11 protein-coding genes are annotated in these 17,593 nt (G+C 44.1%); 3 read left to right on the top strand and 8 right to left on the bottom strand.

Going from position 1 to position 17,593, the window contains the following annotated elements:
* Position 1: 1 nt before the first annotated feature.
* The 3 genes from ACJAZP_RS07755 (at position 2) to ACJAZP_RS07745 (ending at position 3,592) form a co-directional block, all read left to right on the top strand.
* Complete coding sequence (locus ACJAZP_RS07755) at positions 2-901, top strand: DUF350 domain-containing protein (RefSeq protein WP_415230168.1); 900 nt, start codon at positions 2-4, stop codon at positions 899-901.
* A 139-nt stretch (positions 902-1,040) separates the two neighbouring features.
* Positions 1,041-2,753, top strand: coding sequence for a polyamine aminopropyltransferase (locus ACJAZP_RS07750; protein WP_415230167.1), 1,713 nt, complete (start codon positions 1,041-1,043; stop codon positions 2,751-2,753).
* 77 nt (positions 2,754-2,830) lie between these two features.
* The gene (locus tag ACJAZP_RS07745; RefSeq protein ID WP_415230166.1) at positions 2,831-3,592 is read left to right on the top strand and encodes a DeoR/GlpR family DNA-binding transcription regulator; all 762 of its coding nucleotides are present in this window, start codon (positions 2,831-2,833) and stop codon (positions 3,590-3,592) included.
* Between the two features lie 115 nt (positions 3,593-3,707).
* On the opposite strand, the gene ychF is transcribed toward ACJAZP_RS07745, so the two are convergent.
* The 8 genes from ychF to lolB all read right to left on the bottom strand — a co-directional run bounded on the left by ychF (position 3,708) and on the right by lolB (position 17,320).
* Positions 3,708-4,799 carry a redox-regulated ATPase YchF gene (gene ychF, locus ACJAZP_RS07740; protein WP_415230165.1) on the bottom strand — a complete coding sequence of 364 codons (1,092 nt, stop codon included), beginning with the start codon at positions 4,797-4,799 and terminating at the stop codon, positions 3,708-3,710.
* A 54-nt stretch (positions 4,800-4,853) separates the two neighbouring features.
* Positions 4,854-5,447: an aminoacyl-tRNA hydrolase gene (gene pth, locus ACJAZP_RS07735; RefSeq protein ID WP_415230164.1), complete on the bottom strand. Its 594-nt coding sequence runs from the start codon at positions 5,445-5,447 to the stop codon at positions 4,854-4,856.
* Between the two features lie 2 nt (positions 5,448-5,449).
* Positions 5,450-6,094 (bottom strand): 50S ribosomal protein L25/general stress protein Ctc, encoded by a 645-nt coding sequence (locus ACJAZP_RS07730; RefSeq protein WP_415230163.1) that lies wholly within the window; start codon positions 6,092-6,094, stop codon positions 5,450-5,452.
* 281 nt (positions 6,095-6,375) lie between these two features.
* Positions 6,376-7,320 (bottom strand): ribose-phosphate pyrophosphokinase, encoded by a 945-nt coding sequence (locus ACJAZP_RS07725; RefSeq protein WP_415230162.1) that lies wholly within the window; start codon positions 7,318-7,320, stop codon positions 6,376-6,378.
* A gap of 94 nt (positions 7,321-7,414) precedes the next feature.
* On the bottom strand, positions 7,415-8,269 hold the full coding sequence (gene ispE / locus ACJAZP_RS07720) for a 4-(cytidine 5'-diphospho)-2-C-methyl-D-erythritol kinase (RefSeq protein WP_415230161.1): 855 nt from the start codon (positions 8,267-8,269) through the stop codon (positions 7,415-7,417).
* A 231-nt stretch (positions 8,270-8,500) separates the two neighbouring features.
* A complete protein-coding gene (locus ACJAZP_RS07715; protein ID WP_415230160.1) occupies positions 8,501-11,251 on the bottom strand; it encodes a sulfide/dihydroorotate dehydrogenase-like FAD/NAD-binding protein in 2,751 nt (916 codons plus the stop codon).
* Positions 11,248-16,272 (bottom strand): 2-oxoacid:acceptor oxidoreductase family protein, encoded by a 5,025-nt coding sequence (locus ACJAZP_RS07710; RefSeq protein WP_415230159.1) that lies wholly within the window; start codon positions 16,270-16,272, stop codon positions 11,248-11,250. The genes ACJAZP_RS07715 and ACJAZP_RS07710 overlap by 4 nt, the downstream gene beginning before the upstream one ends.
* 436 nt (positions 16,273-16,708) lie before the next feature.
* Positions 16,709-17,320 (bottom strand): lipoprotein insertase outer membrane protein LolB, encoded by a 612-nt coding sequence (gene lolB / locus ACJAZP_RS07705; RefSeq protein ID WP_415230158.1) that lies wholly within the window; start codon positions 17,318-17,320, stop codon positions 16,709-16,711.
* Positions 17,321-17,593: the final 273 nt, after the last annotated feature.

Here is a 17,593-nt window from a genome sequence, read left to right as displayed (position 1 = left end):
TATGAATGAATTGATGGCAACATTAGAGCAGAACGGCGGTTTGGTCATTTACTTATTAATTGATATGGCGGTTGCGATTATTTTATTAGGTGGAATGCGTTATAGCATGGGCATTACCGGTAATATTAACAGTAAAAATGAGCTGTCGGTAAATGATAACTTTGCCTACGGTATTAGCCTCGCGGGCAGTGTCGCAGCCATGGGTATCGCCTTAAGCGGTGCCATCACCGGCGCGCTAGCCGGGTCCTATTCAGCCGAGCTGATAGGAATGTTAACCTACGGATTGATTGGATTATTATTGATCAAAGCGGGACGTTACATTCACGATAAATTCGCTCTCCCGGATTTTGATAAACAGGATCAAATCCTGAAAAAAAATATTTCCGTGGGGGTGGTTGATGCCGCATCCGTTATTGCCACTGCGATTGTGGTCCGTGCCGCACTGCTCTGGGCAGAGGGGCTTGATATTAGAACCTTTGTAGCAATTTTCTGTGCGTGGATAATTTCACAAATTATGCTGGTGATGATCACGCGCATATTTGAATGGCGATTTTCTCAAAATAACGGTATTAGATTTCAGGCCACCTTAGAAAAAGGGCAGCTGGCTTTAGCTATTCGTTACTCCGGGTATTTGATTTCAACCGCTATGTCAGTGACAGCCGCAAGTTATTTTGTGGTCTACGACGCGCAATCTTTGTGGGTTGGAATAACACAATGGGTCATCATGAGTGTCATTTTGATGCTGGCATTAACATTATTAAACGCCATTGCTAAGTTTATCGTGCTTTGGGGAATAAACCGCCGCGAAGAAGTTGAAGATCAGAATAATATTGGTATTGCCACGGTCGAGCTGATGACCTCTTTTGCAATCGCATTGTTACTGATGGCATTAATGGCTTGAGCTACGATTTGCGATTTGCGATTTGCGATTTTCTAGTTGCTAGCTAATAACTAAGAACTAAGAACTAATAACTAAAAACCAAACGTTTATTTAATCGGTCATCTTTGATGACCTTTTTTTATCCCTGTTAGAGAAAAAAATGGTCCACTCAAAAAAATTAAGACTCCTGATCGATGACAGTCTGTTGATATTAATCATGGCGGTACTGGCCTGCTGCGGTCTGATTTATGAGTATCTGCTTTCTCATTATTCCGCGCGTATTCTCGGCAGTGTTGAAACCGTTATTTATGCGATTATTGGTATTATGATTGTATCAATGGGGCTGGGCGCCTTTGCCGCCAAAAAAATATCCAACGCCTTTCAGGGTTTTGTTATTTTAGAGTTAGCGGTTGCGTTGATTGGTTGTTGTGCGACCTTGTTTATCGCCTCTGTTATCGGCTTTGGGCAGACCTTACCGCATCTTCTGGCTGAAACCTATCAAATTCCCATGGACACAAGACCCGAGGGGGGAATCATTGCCCAACTAAACTGGTTGAGCATACAATTACCTTACTTTTTTGCCTTTCTGCTGGGTTTTTTGATCGGCATGGAGATCCCGCTTATTGCGCGCATTCGCGAAACCGTATACGGGCATCATTTAGCCCATAACGCCGGGACGATTTATGGGGCTGATTATATTGGAGCGGGTTTTGGTGCAGCGATTTGGGTGTTGTTTATGCTGCGCATTGAAATCAGCCAGGCTGCCGCGCTCACAGCTTCTCTGAATTTAGTGGCCGGGTTTGTTTTTCTGATCCGCTTTAAGCACTATTTAAGGCACATAAAAAAACTGTTGCTGGGACATGCACTGTTAACTATTTTAGTGTTGCTGGTGTTCCACTATGGTGGTCATTGGCAGCAACAAATGCAGAATCTTCTGTATCAAGATAAGGTCGTTTATCAAACCCAAACGCCTTATCAAAATTTGGTATTTACGCAGCGTAATTTAGGCGGCAATCTTGAGCCCATTTATAATTTTTATATTAACGGACGCTTACAATTTTCCAGTCTGGATGAAAAAATTTACCATGAGTTTTTAGTGCATCCCGTGATGCAGGCCGCAGCACATCACAATAAGATATTGATTATTGGCGGAGGTGACGGTTTGGCGGTGCGCGAGGTGTTAAAATGGCAGCCCGAGCAGGTCACATTAATTGATTTGGATGAAAAGTTAGTTGGATTATTTAAATCTCCCGAAGCTGAACTACCACCTTATTTAGCAAACAAAATTAGCGGGTTAACTGAAAACAGCTTTAATGATAAACGGGTCACCGTTATTAATGATGATGCATTTATAACCATTGATAAGTTATTACAGAATAAACGAATTTTTGATGTGATTATTATTGATCTGCCGGATCCCAGTCACCCGGATTTAAACAAGCTTTACAGCGTTAATTTTTATTACCGGCTTAACCATTTGCTAAATGGGGATGGCGCGATAGCAATCCAGTCCACATCGCCATTTCATGCTAAAAATGCTTTTATATCAATCGCTAAAACCCTAAAAGAAGCTAAATTTCCCTTTGTGGAGCAATACCATCAAAATGTACCTTCATTTGGTGAGTGGGGCTGGACCATTTCCACAAAATTAGGCGCTAGTGCCAGTACACGTTTACAAAAAACAACAGAACTTTCGGTACCAACAAGCTGGCTAACCTTGCCTTTGTTAAAAAGTGCTTTTGTTTTCAATAAAGGTTTTTATGATGATATCAATGCCGTTAAAGTAAACTATTTAGGATCAAATCAACTCTACCTATACCATCAGCGGGCATGGGAAAGAGAGACAGAGTTGCCGCCTGCAAATAGCGATTGACGGTTATATAACGCGGACAGTATCAATTCGCTATAGACTGAAAAATAAAATTAGGCAATAAATATCGAGGAAAAAATATGTTACAACAAGAAAGGCATGAGAAAATATTAGATTTGATCAGCCAGTTAGGCCGGGTTTATGCCGCCGGATTAAGTCAAACCCTGCAGGTCTCTGAAGATACAATCCGTCGTGATTTAAAACAATTAGATGAGCTTAAAAAGTTGCGCAGGGTGCATGGCGGGGCATTGCCGCTGCAGCAGGAATTTCAAGAGTATCGGGATCGCCAGGATGAAGTTGATCCTCTAAAAAAGCGTGTTGCATTGGCTGCCATTCCCTTTATTCAAGCTGAGCAAACGATTCTGATTGACTCGGGCACGACCTGTTTGCAGTTAGCCATGAATTTACCGACTCATTTTAATTTTACCGTGGTCACGCCAAGCCCTTTGGTTGCCACTAAATTAATGCATCATAATAATATCGAATTAATTTTATTAGGCGGTAAAGTATCTAAATCTGCGGTGATGGCGCTTGGCGCGACAACCAATGCGATGCTCAGGAAAATTCATTTTGATGTCTGTTTCTTAGGCGTTCACGCGTTACACCCAAGTCAAGGCTTGACCATTAATCGTTTAGACGAAGCTGAAACATTAGCCGCAATCATTGAACAATCTGAGTTGGTTATTAGTTTAGGATCCGCCTTTAAACTCGGGAAGGTGGCGACTTATAAAATTTGTGACAGTAACAAATTAGATGTGTTGGTGACTGATTCAGAATCGAATCCGAAGGAACTGAAGTTATTGCAGAATAAAGGTGTGAAAATAACTATTTGTAGTGATTAATTAAAAATAAAAGACCATTTAAAGTGCTATCAAAAAGGCAACCGAAGTTGCCTTTTAATGATAAGAAGTTGCCTTTTAATGATAAGAAGTTGCCTTTTAAAGATAAATTATAGCGTTAAACGTTAAAGCGGAAATGGATAACATCACCGTCTTTTGTCACGTAGTTTTTACCTTCCAAACGCCATTTACCCGCTTCTTTAGCACCGGCTTCGCCTTTGCATGCAATAAAGTCATCATAACTGATAATCTCTGCACGGATAAAACCACGCTCAAAATCAGTGTGGATAACACCCGCTGCCTGGGGTGCTGTTGCACCGACTTTAACCGTCCAGGCACGCACTTCTTTAACACCTGCGGTAAAGTAGGTTTGTAAATGCAATAATTGATAGCCGCTGTTGATCACACGGTTTAAGCCAGCTTCTTCCTGACCAATTCCCTCAAGGAATTCTTTTTTGTCTTCTTCATCAAGCTCGGCGATTTCAGATTCAATGGCAGCACAAACAGGCACCACTACTGAACCTTCTTTTTCGGCGATTTCACGGACAATATCTAAGTACGGGTTATTTTCAAAACCATCTTCACTGACATTGGCAATGTACATGGTCGGTTTACCGGTCAGAAAGTTAAGGTAGGCAACCGCGGCTTTTTCTTCTGTCGTTAATTCAAGCCCGCGCACTAAACCGTCGGCTTCAAGATGTGCTTTTATTTTTTCCAATACAGGCACTTCAAATTTGGCATCTTTGTCGCCACTTTTGGCTTTTTTGGTGAGACGTAAAAGAATGCGCTCACAACTTTCTAAGTCGGCCAATGCCAGCTCTGTATTGATAATATCAATATCGTCTTTAGGATCGATTTTACCGGAAACGTGAACAATGTTGTCATCTTGGAAGCAACGTACAACGTGGCCAATGGCATCTGTTTCACGAATATTTGCGAGAAATTTATTACCCAGCCCTTCACCTTTAGAAGCGCCTTCAACTAAACCTGCGATATCAACAAATTCCATTGTTGTTGGTAAAACGCGCTGCGGGTTAACAATTTTAGCTAATTCATCCAGGCGATGATCCGGTACCGGCACGATACCCGTATTAGGCTCAATCGTACAAAATGGAAAGTTAGCAGCTTCAATGCCCGCTTTTGTTAACGCGTTAAATAATGTTGATTTACCAACATTGGGTAAACCGACTATGCCACATTTGAAACCCATGATTTGTATCCTATTTTGTTAGTTATTTGTGTTGATTGCGGGGTGTTAAGCGGATTATTTTTCTGCTTTAAAACTGTGTAAGCGATTCATCGCTTTTGCGAGTCCGTCCAGCCCTAAAATTTGGGTGCAACGTGCTGCTTCATCAATACTTTGGTCAATTAAGTTTTGTTCGCTACTGGGCGCTTTGCCGAGCACATAACCACTGACTCTGTTTTTGTCACCCGGGTGACCGATGCCAATGCGCAGGCGATAGAAATTCTTATCATTCCCCAGTTTGGAGATAATATCTTTTAAACCGTTATGTCCACCATGACCGCCACCTAATTTAAACTTTGCTATACCGGGAAGCAGATCCAGCTCATCGTGTGCAATGAGGATCTCTTCAGGTTTAATGCGATAGAAATTCGCCATAGCAGCAACGGATTTTCCGCTGAGATTCATAAAGGTAGTTGGAACAAGAAGACGCAGGTCATTACCGGCAAACTGAATTCTGCCCGTTAGGCCGTAAAATTTAGCTTCGGCTTTAAGTTGAATGTTTTCTTGAGAGGCGAACCGTTCTACAACCCATTGTCCTGCATTGTGTCTGGTTTGTGCATATTCGGGGCCTGGATTAGCCAGGCCCACAAGCAATTTAATAGTAACTGACACTATTATTCTGCAGTTGGTGCTTCTGCTGCTGCTACTGCTGCTGCGGCTTCTGCTTCATCTTCTTCAGTCGGAGCTGTTTTAGAAACTGCAATTGAAACCATAGGAACGTTGTATTCTTCGCCTTTATTAAGTGCAACAGACTCAACGTTAGCAGGAAGTAGGATATCAGAAAGATGTAATGTATCACCAATTTCCATTTTAGAGATATCTACTTCAATGAATGAAGGTAGATCTGCAGGTAGACATAGAACTTCAATGTCGTTAATAGAGCGGTAAACTACGCCACCATTTTTAACAGCTTCTGTAATATCTTCGTTGATGAAGTGCAGAGGAACTGTTGTGTGAAGTTTATGTTTTGCATCAACACGCAGTAGATCTAAATGTTGAATGCGTTCTTTAAAAGCATGACGTTGTAAGTCTTTAAGCACTACTTGCTCAGAAACACCATCAATTTCCAGATTTAATATTGAAGAGTAGAACGATTCAATACCTTCTGCTTTGCTGATTTCTTTATGTGTAAAAGTAAGAGAAACTGCTTCTTTATTAGCTCCGTATACGATTGCTGGTACTAGATCCGCATGACGCAGGCGGCGGCTCGCACCTTTCCCTAGGTCTGTACGGGTTGTTGCTGTTAATTTAATAGACATGGTATAACTCCAATAGAGAGGATACTGTTATAAAGTTCCTCAAATTTAAAATAGGTTTCATCTTGCGACCAGATAAAACCACCTTATCGACAGTTTTAAACTGCGGATAAAAAAGGCGCGCCATAATAGCGTGCCCGAATGATTTTGTACAACATTAAAACTAATTTCGCGATCGAAAAAGACTTCATGGTAAGACCATGAAGTCTTTTTTATGCTGCAAGGCAATTAACAAAGGTTAAAAAGGCTAACTTAACAGTTGTTAATAGCGGAATATACAGAGATTAGTGGAACATTGCCGAAATTGATTCTTCGTTACTTACGCGACGAATTGCTTCAGCCAGCATACCACTTAAGGTTAACTGCTTAACTTTACCGGTTGCAATGATTTCTGCTGAAAGTGGAATTGAATCAGTAACAATAAATTCATCAATAACAGAGTTTTTGATATTTTCAGCGGCTTTTCCAGAGAACACCGGATGCGTAGCATAAGCGTAAACAGAGGTTGCACCACGTTCTTTAAGCGCTAAGGCTGCCTGGCACAATGTACCGCCGGTATCTATCATATCATCAACGATAATACAGTTACGTCCTTCAACATCACCGATTAGGTTCATTACTTGTGCAACGTTTGCTTTTGGACGACGTTTGTCGATGATTGCCAAATCGGCATCATCGAGTAATTTTGCATGTGCACGTGCACGCACAACACCACCGATATCAGGGGACACAATCATTGGATTATCCAGTTTCTTCTCTAACATATCTTCAAGAAGCACCGAGCTGCCAAATACATTATCCACAGGCACATCAAAAAACCCTTGAATTTGCTCTGCATGTAGATCTACAGTCAATACACGGTCTACACCGACATTGGACAAGAAATCTGCAACCACTTTTGCGGTGATCGGCACACGACTGGAGCGCACTCTGCGATCTTGGCGGGCATAACCAAAATAAGGAATAACAGCCGTAATACGTCCGGCTGATGCACGACGAAATGCGTCAATCATAACGATTAATTCCATTAAATTATCATTGGTTGGTGCACAGGTCGATTGTACGATAAAAATATCATCACCACGTACGTTTTCATTAATTTGCACGTGGATTTCGCCATCGCTAAAGCGCCCAACATCCGCATTTCCTAGTTTAATGAAAAGACGATCTGCAACTCTCTGGGCTAGATCGGGTGTCGCGTTACCTGAAAATAGTTTCATATTTGGCACTGTGAGGACCTCTGTAATCCTGATGGGTGTGTGTTAAAAAGCAATAATGCTAATTAACTTTTGTTATTAATTACTTTGACGCAATTAATAAATTTTATTTAAGTGTTGCTAATAATTCGTTTAATGGAGAATTATTCAATCCTTTTGCGGTAAATGCTGCTAACCAGTCAGGAGTGTTATTTAACACAATTTTAGCTTCATGAATACTGTTAAATGTGCTAAAAACACATGCACCAGTGCCAGTCAACTGAGTAGGTGCGTATTCTACCAACCACTGTATAACCTTGGCAACCTTAGGATATTTTTTTTTCACGTAGGGCTGGCAGTCGTTCAGCCAATTTTGATTTATTAACTGCAAATGTGTTCTTTTTTTTGTATTGCGAATCAGGTCACTTGCTCGAAAAACGGCAGCTGTTGAAATATGGCAATCAGGCACAGCAATCAGATAACTCTGCTCTGCGGGCGAAGCCGGACTTAATTTTTCACCTATGCCTTCTGCTATCGCAGCTTGGCCAAATATAAAAACAGGTATGTCAGCCCCCAATGAAACTCCAATTTCTGCCAGTTTGTTTTTTGTAAAATTGACATTCCAGTGATAATTTAATGCAGTCAGGGTTGTGGCGGCATCGGATGACCCTCCACCAAGTCCTCCGCCCATAGGTAAATTCTTTTCCAGATTAATGTGCGCCCCGTTGATCTCTGCCGTATGGGCTTTTAACCTCATGGCGGCTTTATAGATTAGATTATTTTCTAATGGTAAACCTTCGATGTCTGGGGAGAGGGTAATTTTTCCGGAGAGATTTGGCGTGACAGTTAAATAATCGCATCGGTCGATAAATTGGAATAGCGTTTGTAATTCATGATAACCGTCTTCTCGCCGACCGGTTATATATAAAAACAGGTTAAGTTTAGCGGGAGCAGGCCAACGAATAGTTTCAGTCTTTGTCATGCGTCATATCTCTGTCTGGCAATGATTATCGTTAAGGACGTTATTTTAAAGAGCAGATAGTAGCGATTTATGGCTTATAAATACAGCTCAGAACAGAATAAGTTTTAATTCTGTTTTCCCTGATCGCTTTAGCGCAGCTTAGATGAAAAGAATAAAGCTAACTCTTTAAAGGTCGACCTTGTTGGTCGAAGAGTTAGCTTGCAGATATTACAACTGTCTTCAGAAGATGCATTACTCATCGATTAAGTGATGATCGATTTCGCTCTGATGTTCCTGCACTTTAAATTGATTAAACCGCGGTAAGAACTTATCCCAGTCGATAACATGGCTGTTTATTTCCGGACCATCAATGCAGGCATGCTTACGGATCAGTTTGCCATCTTCCATGACCGGTACCATACACGCCCCGCACATTCCCGTTGCGTCGACCATGATCGAGTTAAGGCTGGCCATACAGGGCACATTATAATCTCGCGTTAAATCACTCACTGCGCGCATCATCATTGGCGGACCAATAGTAATGACTTGAGCAATGACAATAGGCTCTCCGATACCGTCCCTATGACTGATTAACATCTCTTCAAGGGGCATAGTGACAAAGCCTTTAATGCCAAATGAGCCATCGTTACTTGTATAAATGACTTCAAGCTGATCCGGGTATTGGCGGCGCAGGGTTTCAATACGGCCGTCTTTTTCTGTCCAAAAGCAAAAATCCAACCCTCTGAACCCTGCTATCAGGGTGACCTTGTTACCTGTTTCAAGATGCGCGCGCACAATCGGGTATACCGCAGGTAATCCGACCCCGCCGGCGGTGAAGATGATCCGTTGATTATCTGGATGTTTGAGCAGATGACTTGCCTGACCAAGCGGACCCGCAATAGCCGCAAAACAATCTCCGACTCGCATTTTGTTGATGATTTTTGAGCTGCTACCCAGACCTTGAATGACCAGCATAATAGTACCGTCACTTTCGTTCCAGTCAGCCAGAGTTAGAGGGATCAGTTCCCCCTTATCATCGGCTAACAGACGGACAAACTGACCGGCTTTGGCTGACTTTGCAATTAAGGGCGCTTTGATGGTGAATTCCACAACACCAGCGGTTAATTGAGTGCGTTTAACAATTTCAGCGCGGGTTTGCGCCAGGTCTGTATAGCGACTGGCTTGCGTCACAAGATTGAGCACTTCTTTCGGATTGAAATGTGCATCCTGCATAATTTCTTTGGCTGCAGCCTGGCCATCACCCGCGGCTTTAATCGCAGTCGACCCCCCGCGGGTTGCATCACCGCCACTGTAAATACCGCTTAAGGAGGTTTGTTGTGAGTCTTTATTAAGCAATACTGTGCCCCATTTAGATGTTTGTAAATCGGGCTCTGCATCTTTGACTATCGGATTGGAGCTATTACCGAGCGCCATGATTACTAAATCAACGGGCATCAGCTCAGTATCACCCGTGGCTTTCGGGCGACGACGACCCGATGCGTCGGGCTCACCCAGTGTCATTACCTCAAGTTTGCTACTGGCAACTGCGTGGTTTTGATCACCGATAAACTCACAGGGAGAACGCAGCTCTTTAAGCATGATCCCCTCTTCCTGTGCATGCTGCAGTTCTTCAACGCGGGCAGGCATTTCCTGCTGGGTACGGCGATAAACTATCGTTACATTAGCGCCCAAACGGCAAGCGGTACGGGCGGCATCCATGGCGGTATTGCCACCACCAAGCACCATCACCTGTTTACCTTTTACCTCAGGCAGGGGAGTTTCATACTCGGCTTCATTGGCATGCATCAGGTTGACCCGGGTTAAAAACTCATTAGCGGACATGATATTGAGCAGGTGTTCACCCGGTATATTCATAAAGCGGGGTAAACCCGCGCCGGTTCCCACAAATATTCGCGTAAAGCCTGCGCGTTTTAAGTCAGCAAGCGTAGCGGTTTTACCGACAATGTAGTTAGTCACAAAGCGGCCACCCAGCGCTTTGATTTTGGCAACCACATCATCGATTAATTGATTCGGTAAACGGAACTCGGGAATGCCGTAACGCAGTACACCACCGAGTGCGTGGAATGCTTCAAATACCGTAATAGGGTAACCCGCCTTGGCCAGCAGGTAAGCGTTAATCAACCCTGACGGGCCTGAGCCTACGATAGCCACCGGCGGTTTAGTTGCCACTGCCCAAGGGTTGCAGAGCAGTGCATCCGTTGCTGCACCGCCGTCCAACTGACGTTGTCGTTGTGGTAAGAACCATTCGAGCTGCCCGATCTCAATGGGGCGTTCTTTGAGAGTACAGGAACCCTGACATTGCACCTCTTGAGGACAAACTCGCCCCGTTACATTGGGCAGCGGGTTGGCATTGCGAATAAGTTCAAAGGCGTCTTTAAACTTGCCTTCTCCCATCAGATTCAATACTTGAGGGATATGAATTTTTACCGGACAACCGCCCTCATTATCGGAGGTTGTTTCTCCCTGCTGGTTATCGTGTGGGATCCCTATTTCACAGGGCCTGTCCTGGCACTGTTTGTCGCGCAATACTTCGAGCCATACAAACAGCTCAACTTCCCGTAAACTGTAACCCAGCCCCATGTAACCAAGATAACCCTGATTAACCAGATTAAAGTCTTTGCGCCGCTCAAGAGCCGGCCGAACATAAGGCGGAATATTGTTTTTACCCGGCCAGCCCTCGGACAAGCCTTTAAACATAGGATAACGCTTGCTTAGGTGCTCGTCTAACCCTTGGATAAAAGTGCGTTTTTGTTTAAGGGTAACGCGCCATAGATAGCGTTGTAAGGCGATGCTGAGGGCATTATTCACCACTAACAGCTCCCACAGTTTTTTGGTAAAGGCCGCGTTGAGTTTGCCCTGTTTGAGCATTTTTTGAATAGCCTTCTGACTATCGTCAATGATCATTCGCTGAAAGCGCTGCGGATCCTGTTCCATCCGCTGCATCAACAAGTCGCGTTGCGGCCCTGATAATGTGGCTGTCATAATGATACCTCCACCATTACTGGCGCATTGAAGTGGATAATTCCCGCATCACACTGATCGGCGATACGAGCTGCCCGGCTAACCAATTCATCGGTTATTACGATATTCTCCAGTGCGCCTGGAATAACCCGGCTGACGACCTTCGCGACACCGTTATCGACAATGGTGACCTTCTCAAATAATTCACTTAATTGCTGATAACATGTTTTGCAGTCAGTACATTCATGTTGATCTTCATCCAGAATGACGACTAAGGGTTTGGCTACTGGACTGCTTACTGATGGTGCTGCTTCTACCTCAGTAACCGGGATAGACTGCGAAGGTGCTAAAGCATCGGCTGTCATCGCCAGTTCCGCTAAGCCATTGGCGATGCTGTCGATTGCCTGCTCTTTGGATTCAACAGCTTGTTCATAACGTTGCTGCCATTGTTTGATCTGCAGTTGGTGATCCTGCTCAATTTTAACAAGGTGCTGACCGCTGATATATTGCAGCATTCGCCAATTGCGCAAACGTTCTTCCGTGAGGCGAATAATAGAATCAGTAACACTTAATTGGATAAGATGGCGCTGCTTATCCGTTGACCAGATAAAGGGCACTTTTCCGATCCGCTCGGATCTGCTCAGTACTATGTAATCTGCTACTTCTACGAGCGATGCATTACTTTCGAATAGTTTGCTGTCGATCACTTGGAAATGTTTTTTAAAGCGTCCTTCCTGCAGCGCAAAATCTGCCGGGGTAAATGGCAGCTGTTTTAATTGGGTCATGCCGTCGGGATCGTTATAAGTAATAGTTTGTATTGCCCAATCCTGCACAATTTCAGGATTTCCTTCTAATGAAAAGCGCTCTGCTAATGTTTCTCCCTTACGCGGATCATGAACAAAAACAGGGTTCATTCGACTTTCAACAGCCCATCTTGAATGGCGGGTACTGGCATCATCGGCAATACCGTGTTCACCCATGCAGGGTGTGTATACGTCAAGCAGAGCAGGGGCATCCTGATAGTTCAAGTAGTTCATCAAGTTTGACATAAAGTGACCCTGCAGCGCAGTTGAGGTTTGGACAACCAGCACTTTCGGGTGGAAGGTTGCAATAATGCCTAACTCTTTGCGCGCTTCCTCTTTACCGCTGTGCTCACGGCCAAAACGACTAAGATCCGAGTCTTGAGCCGTGAAGCTTGCGGTAGATGCTTGACCACCGGTGTTAGAGTAACTGCCGGTATTAAGCACCACGACTTTTATGGGCGTCGATGTGGTCAGCAAGCGCGACAGGGCACCGAAACCAATATCATAAGTTGCACCGTCACCTCCGATGCTGAAGACGGTTGGCAGTAACGCCAGTTCTTGTTCGGAAAGGTGGGTCCATTCAAGATAGCGTAGTTGATTGTCATGGATTTGCGGGTCATAAAGATCGCCAATATCCAATTTTGCACTGCGGATAGCTTTAATTTGCGCAAGCTGGTTGGCAACTTCTCCTTCAAATAAACCCTTAGCAAGCGCCGGGGTATCCTGGAATAAACTATTTACCCAGGGATCATGATAAGGATTCGACGGGAAGGTTGAGGCGTAAACACTGCTGCAGCCTGTGGCGTTGGCAATCAGGGCATCGGACGGCCCGTTGCCCGTTGGGCCATGTTCAAAGAGGAATAGACGTTTGTCTAATGTTTTGATGGTTTGTCTGATACGTGCAGATCTATTTGCATCTTTTGGATCAGTTGCCGTTGAGTTAAGTTTCACCTCTAACTGTTCGATCAGAGCTTCTAACTGATCGATATGCGTATTATAGCGTTGTTGTTGCAGCGCGCGGTTGATTGAGGTGACTAAACGCAGTGCAGTTACTTCACCACAACCTCGGCAAGCGCCATGACCGGAGCTCATTGCATAGTAATTATCGCGATCCAGCAATAATCGTTTCGCTTCTCCCCCGGGCTGGGTTGCCTGTTCGATAAAGCGGGACGGGGTGTTTGGCATTTCAGCGAAGGTATCAAAGCGTTGATGCATTCGAATGTTAAGTTCAGTGGTTTGGCGGGTCTTTTCAAGTGCTTTAGGGCCACAAACATCGACACATTCCATACAGCCGCTGCATTTGCTTGGGTCAATAGTGACGCTGAATAATCCACCGGATCCCGGCAGCGCATTTTCCATAACATCAAAAAAAGCTTTAGTGCGGCTCATCGGCATATTTTCAAGGATGATACAAACCGCCGCCAGATGCTGTTGCAGCGTGTGGTTGGTGAAAGTCATTTTATCAACAACGCTTGCCATTAGCTCATGTAAAGCGGGTGATTCGCCTTTAGTTGCACTGTGATATTGCTGACGAATACCATCACAAATAGGAGGAACCTGCGCCTTGAGAAGTTCAAGCTGTGCGGGTGGCAGAGTCAGCCTGCCGATGGCAAAATTTAAGATTTCGTGGAGTTCATGCACTGCATTAGGAATTGCCCCGTCCGGGCAGGCAATAGTACACTCCATGCAGCCAGTACAAATGTCTGGATTAAATTTTGGGACATATAAACGGAATAAGCCCTTGTCTTTTGTAACCGCACTCGCGGGCGGCAGAAACATACCAGAGCCGGGAATAACAGGCGCTTCGCTGATACTGCCGTCGGCGTAGTTTTTACCGGCAATATTATCAAAGTAAGCCTGGTCGAATAGACCACAGCTGGCGTTGCTGGATTTGTTGTGTTGTTGCTGCGTTGCAGCTGCTTCGATTGTCTTGTCATCGATGAAGTCGGCGTAACACACTTCTTGTGTTGCCTGTACGCCATCACGAATCACCGCCATATTACTGGCCACCACTTTTTCACCTTTGGCGCTAAATTTCTTATTAATTTGTCGTTCAATACGTTCAAGTATTTGCTCTGCATCGGTCCCCTCTATCACCTGCTTGGCATGGCCACACAAGGCACCAATAAAGGCAATACCCATCATTCTAATTTCTAAATCAGGTGTTGGCGCATGCTGACGGGCAACTTTAAAGGCATCGACGATATAAAAATTTATATTTTTATCGCGTATGTATTGACGGGCACTTTGTGGTAACTCTTGCCATACACGCTCCGGCGTATGGTAGGTTTGCAGAATAAAAGTGCCGTTTTTGGTCAGGCCTGCAAGCGGGTTGGTGTGCATAAAGACTTTGTGGTCTGGTGACAGGACCAGATCAACTTGCTGCAGCTCAGCGTTGGTTATTTTAATCGGTTCAGGTGACAACGTTATGAAAAAATTAGTCGGCGCGCCACTTTTTTCGCTGCCGTATTTAGGCATTGATTTGGAATGTAAACCGAGCGCACCAGAGAGGATATCGGTGAGCAGTTTACCCGTTGCAATGGTGCCGTAACCACCGACGGAATGGAAACGGATGCGCATCGCGCTGGTCGGCAGCAAGTTCGGATTTTCACCGGTTTCCAAGGCCATCAATTCAGTATCGGGATAGGCTTGACGGAGACGCTGCTGAGCATCGTTTAAGGCCTCCGATGCCTGATGCGCAAAGAACTGACTGCCTAAATAGAAGAAAGGTTTAGTATTTTGTGCAAACATATTTTCAAATGCGGCGATCAGATGACAAGGCTGTAAATCGTGACCACCGAGTCCAAAGATTCCAGTATTAACCTGCGGTGGATTGGTGAGCGGCATAATGCCTTTGTGACGCAGGGTGACAGTATTTTCAGTGGCTTTAAATAAAGCCCGCGAGACACGTTCAGTAAGGCGCGTTTCATCACAACGTTCAAGCACCGTAAGGGATTTTTTACCCGCCAGTTTTTCAATTAATTGTGCTTCAGGAAAGGGGTGGAGTTGTTTAATGGCAATCACTCCGACTTTATGGCCCTTGGTGCGCAGATAACTGGCAACTGCTTCGGCATCATCGGTAACAGAGCCTAAACCAAGCAGCAGGTACTCTGCATCAGCGCACATAAATTCCATCACCGGTTGATATTGACGGCCGGTTAATTGTGCATACTCAATCATCGCCTGTTCAATAAACTGCGGAACATCACTCATAAAATGGGTGCGATGGTCGACTATGCCAGCTTGATAATCGGGTTGATTCTGCACGCCGCCGGTCAGCCCGGGGTTGTGCGTGTCGACTAAAGCGGGTACCCGTTGACGACTGTCTTTTTGATAGGCGTTTAGCCATGTACGGCGCCATTTTTTGTGTAAATCGGCAGGCACAAATTCATTGGTTTCACTGAGGTGATCGCCATTAGCATCTTCTTCTAACTGCTCGGCATACTGCTCAAGATAGTCTTTTAAATTCTGGCACTTCTCCGGCCAAAACTGTTGCTGATATTTATCAATAAAACGGGTGAGTTGCCAAACTCGTCCTTTCGCGCCATAAAGCATGCGCTGCGCTTCTGTTGGCGCGGTAATGCGATCGCGCGGATCGCCTAAATACTGCTTTAGCATTTCAGGTTCAGGCAGCAGCACTTCACTTTGAATATGGCTGGTGGCAAAACCGTCCATGGTATTAGCGACCGGAATAAGAGAGAGGGCACTGATACGATAGGAAATGGCCGCTAAATCGGCGGCCTCTTGAGCGTTGCTGGCAAATAATATGGTGTAACCTGCAGAAAGTAGGGCGTAAACGTCATCATGGCCGGCCATTACATTGAGTGAATGGCGAGAGACAGAGCGCGCTGCGACATGCAGGACAAAACCTGCTGCCTTTTTGCCAACCGTCACATAATGAGATTCTAAGGCGTACAGGATACCCTGACTAGATGATGCATTGGATATATATTTTCCGCCGGTCAATGCGGCGCCTAATGCACCACTTTGTGCAGAGTGTTCACCTTCAGGTTCAAAGAAAAAGGGATGTTCACCCCAAACATTGCACCCGCCCTGTGCTCGGAATGCTTCATATAGTTCAGAAATTTCTGTCGAGGGGGTAATTGGATAACCAATCACTCCACCGCAGACATGATCCATAACATGTGCAACCGCGCCATTACCATGAATGACAGTCGCTAATCCGGGGTATTGCGGGAAATTTTGTGGCTGCTTATCAGATTTGGATAATAAGGACATGGGTTATTTCTCCTCGTATGTATTAGGCAAGCTAATGGATTGATGACTTTGACCAGCAACATACGAATCGCCATGAAATTCCGCAGGTTAGGAATTTTTAGCGTGTATCTCAGCTTTAAACCTTAAAACCATGACTGGTGAAAAACAAAATGAGTGTCATTGAAATACTAGACTAGTCACTGGCAGAAAATGCGCCATTCTTCACAAAAAACGACTTGAATTACTTTTATTACAGGGATCACTGAGGGGGACTTGGAAGAAATTAATTAATAGAAAAGAAGATTATTCTCTTGAGCCTTAGATTATGTAAATTTATGTAAGACACAACCGGGCGGCATTTAACCAAACCGCTAAATATTATGTTGATATCAGTAAATAAGTTGTGATTCTCTGAGACAGAATTTTGTTAATTATCTGTTTTAGCTGCAGTTCTTATTTAAAATATGGCGCTTTTCTCTAACAGCCATTTTCGGATTGCAAATTTTATCAGTAGATCCTGACGTTTGAGCTGCAGCTGGTGGGGCAAGCTTGTTTGCTGAACCGTTTTATAATTGTTGTAATCGATAGACCAGTTGTCATCTTGGTTATCTTGTCCGGTAAGACTGACTAACTGATTATTTTCATTAAGCTGATAAACAGCACCACTCGGATTGCCTTTAATCCATTGCTGTAAAACATCTACGGGTAACTCAATCCCTGACAGTTGAGTAATTAATGTCTGCGCATTTTTACCAAAATAAACTTTACCCTTATCGTCAATGATGCGTGTGCCAAGTGCTGTCTTATTTATATCTAAAATTGTCGATCCGAGAAAGCTGCTTAAAGTAATATGAAAATCATCTCCGCTTTGTTGCCAGTAAATATTTAGGCTATGACGTTCTTCTGGGGTGATAATGGCCACTTTCCCGCTGAGTGACCAGTCGGTCAATTCATCCAGCTGTTGTTGATGTGCCGACCAATCGGCAGTCTCGGTAGGGGGAGGTGTTGGTATTTGCGCACAACCAGCAAGCATTAAGATGAGAGATAAACAGGGCAGGAATGTTTTCATATTTGATAAAACCACTTAGATAAATGAATATACAAATAAATAATACTAAACAGTCATAAAAATAAAGACAGGTTTATTTTTATTTAAAAACAAAACGGCTACACATTTCTCCTTTTAAAAAGCACGAAAATTTATAATGATAATAGTTTTTTCAATGAATGCGGCTAAATACAAGTTTAAACAGCCATTATTCAACGGCTGCAGAAGCAAACAGTTAACATTCTGACGCACAAAGGTTAACTGTCTAATCTAATTCATCTAATTTATTTAATC

The organism is Psychromonas sp. (genome assembly GCF_047632955.1).
Lineage (GTDB): Bacteria > Pseudomonadota > Gammaproteobacteria > Enterobacterales > Psychromonadaceae > Psychromonas.
This window is presented reverse-complemented; position numbering and strand designations above follow the sequence as displayed.

What these genes read in the sequence shown, in the direction of transcription:
- ACJAZP_RS07745 (WP_415230166.1), top strand. Translation starts at nt 2,831, where the DNA reads ATGTTACAACAAGAAAGGCATGAGAAAATATTAGATTTGATCAGCCAG.
- ychF (WP_415230165.1), bottom strand. Translation starts at nt 4,799, where the DNA reads ATGGGTTTCAAATGTGGCATAGTCGGTTTACCCAATGTTGGTAAATCA.
- ACJAZP_RS07715 (WP_415230160.1), bottom strand. Translation starts at nt 11,251, where the DNA reads ATGACAGCCACATTATCAGGGCCGCAACGCGACTTGTTGATGCAGCGG.
- ACJAZP_RS07755 (WP_415230168.1), top strand. Translation starts at nt 2, where the DNA reads ATGAATGAATTGATGGCAACATTAGAGCAGAACGGCGGTTTGGTCATT.
- ACJAZP_RS07730 (WP_415230163.1), bottom strand. Translation starts at nt 6,094, where the DNA reads ATGTCTATTAAATTAACAGCAACAACCCGTACAGACCTAGGGAAAGGT.
- lolB (WP_415230158.1), bottom strand. Translation starts at nt 17,320, where the DNA reads ATGAAAACATTCCTGCCCTGTTTATCTCTCATCTTAATGCTTGCTGGT.
- ispE (WP_415230161.1), bottom strand. Translation starts at nt 8,269, where the DNA reads ATGACAAAGACTGAAACTATTCGTTGGCCTGCTCCCGCTAAACTTAAC.
- ACJAZP_RS07750 (WP_415230167.1), top strand. Translation starts at nt 1,041, where the DNA reads ATGGTCCACTCAAAAAAATTAAGACTCCTGATCGATGACAGTCTGTTG.
- ACJAZP_RS07710 (WP_415230159.1), bottom strand. Translation starts at nt 16,272, where the DNA reads ATGTCCTTATTATCCAAATCTGATAAGCAGCCACAAAATTTCCCGCAA.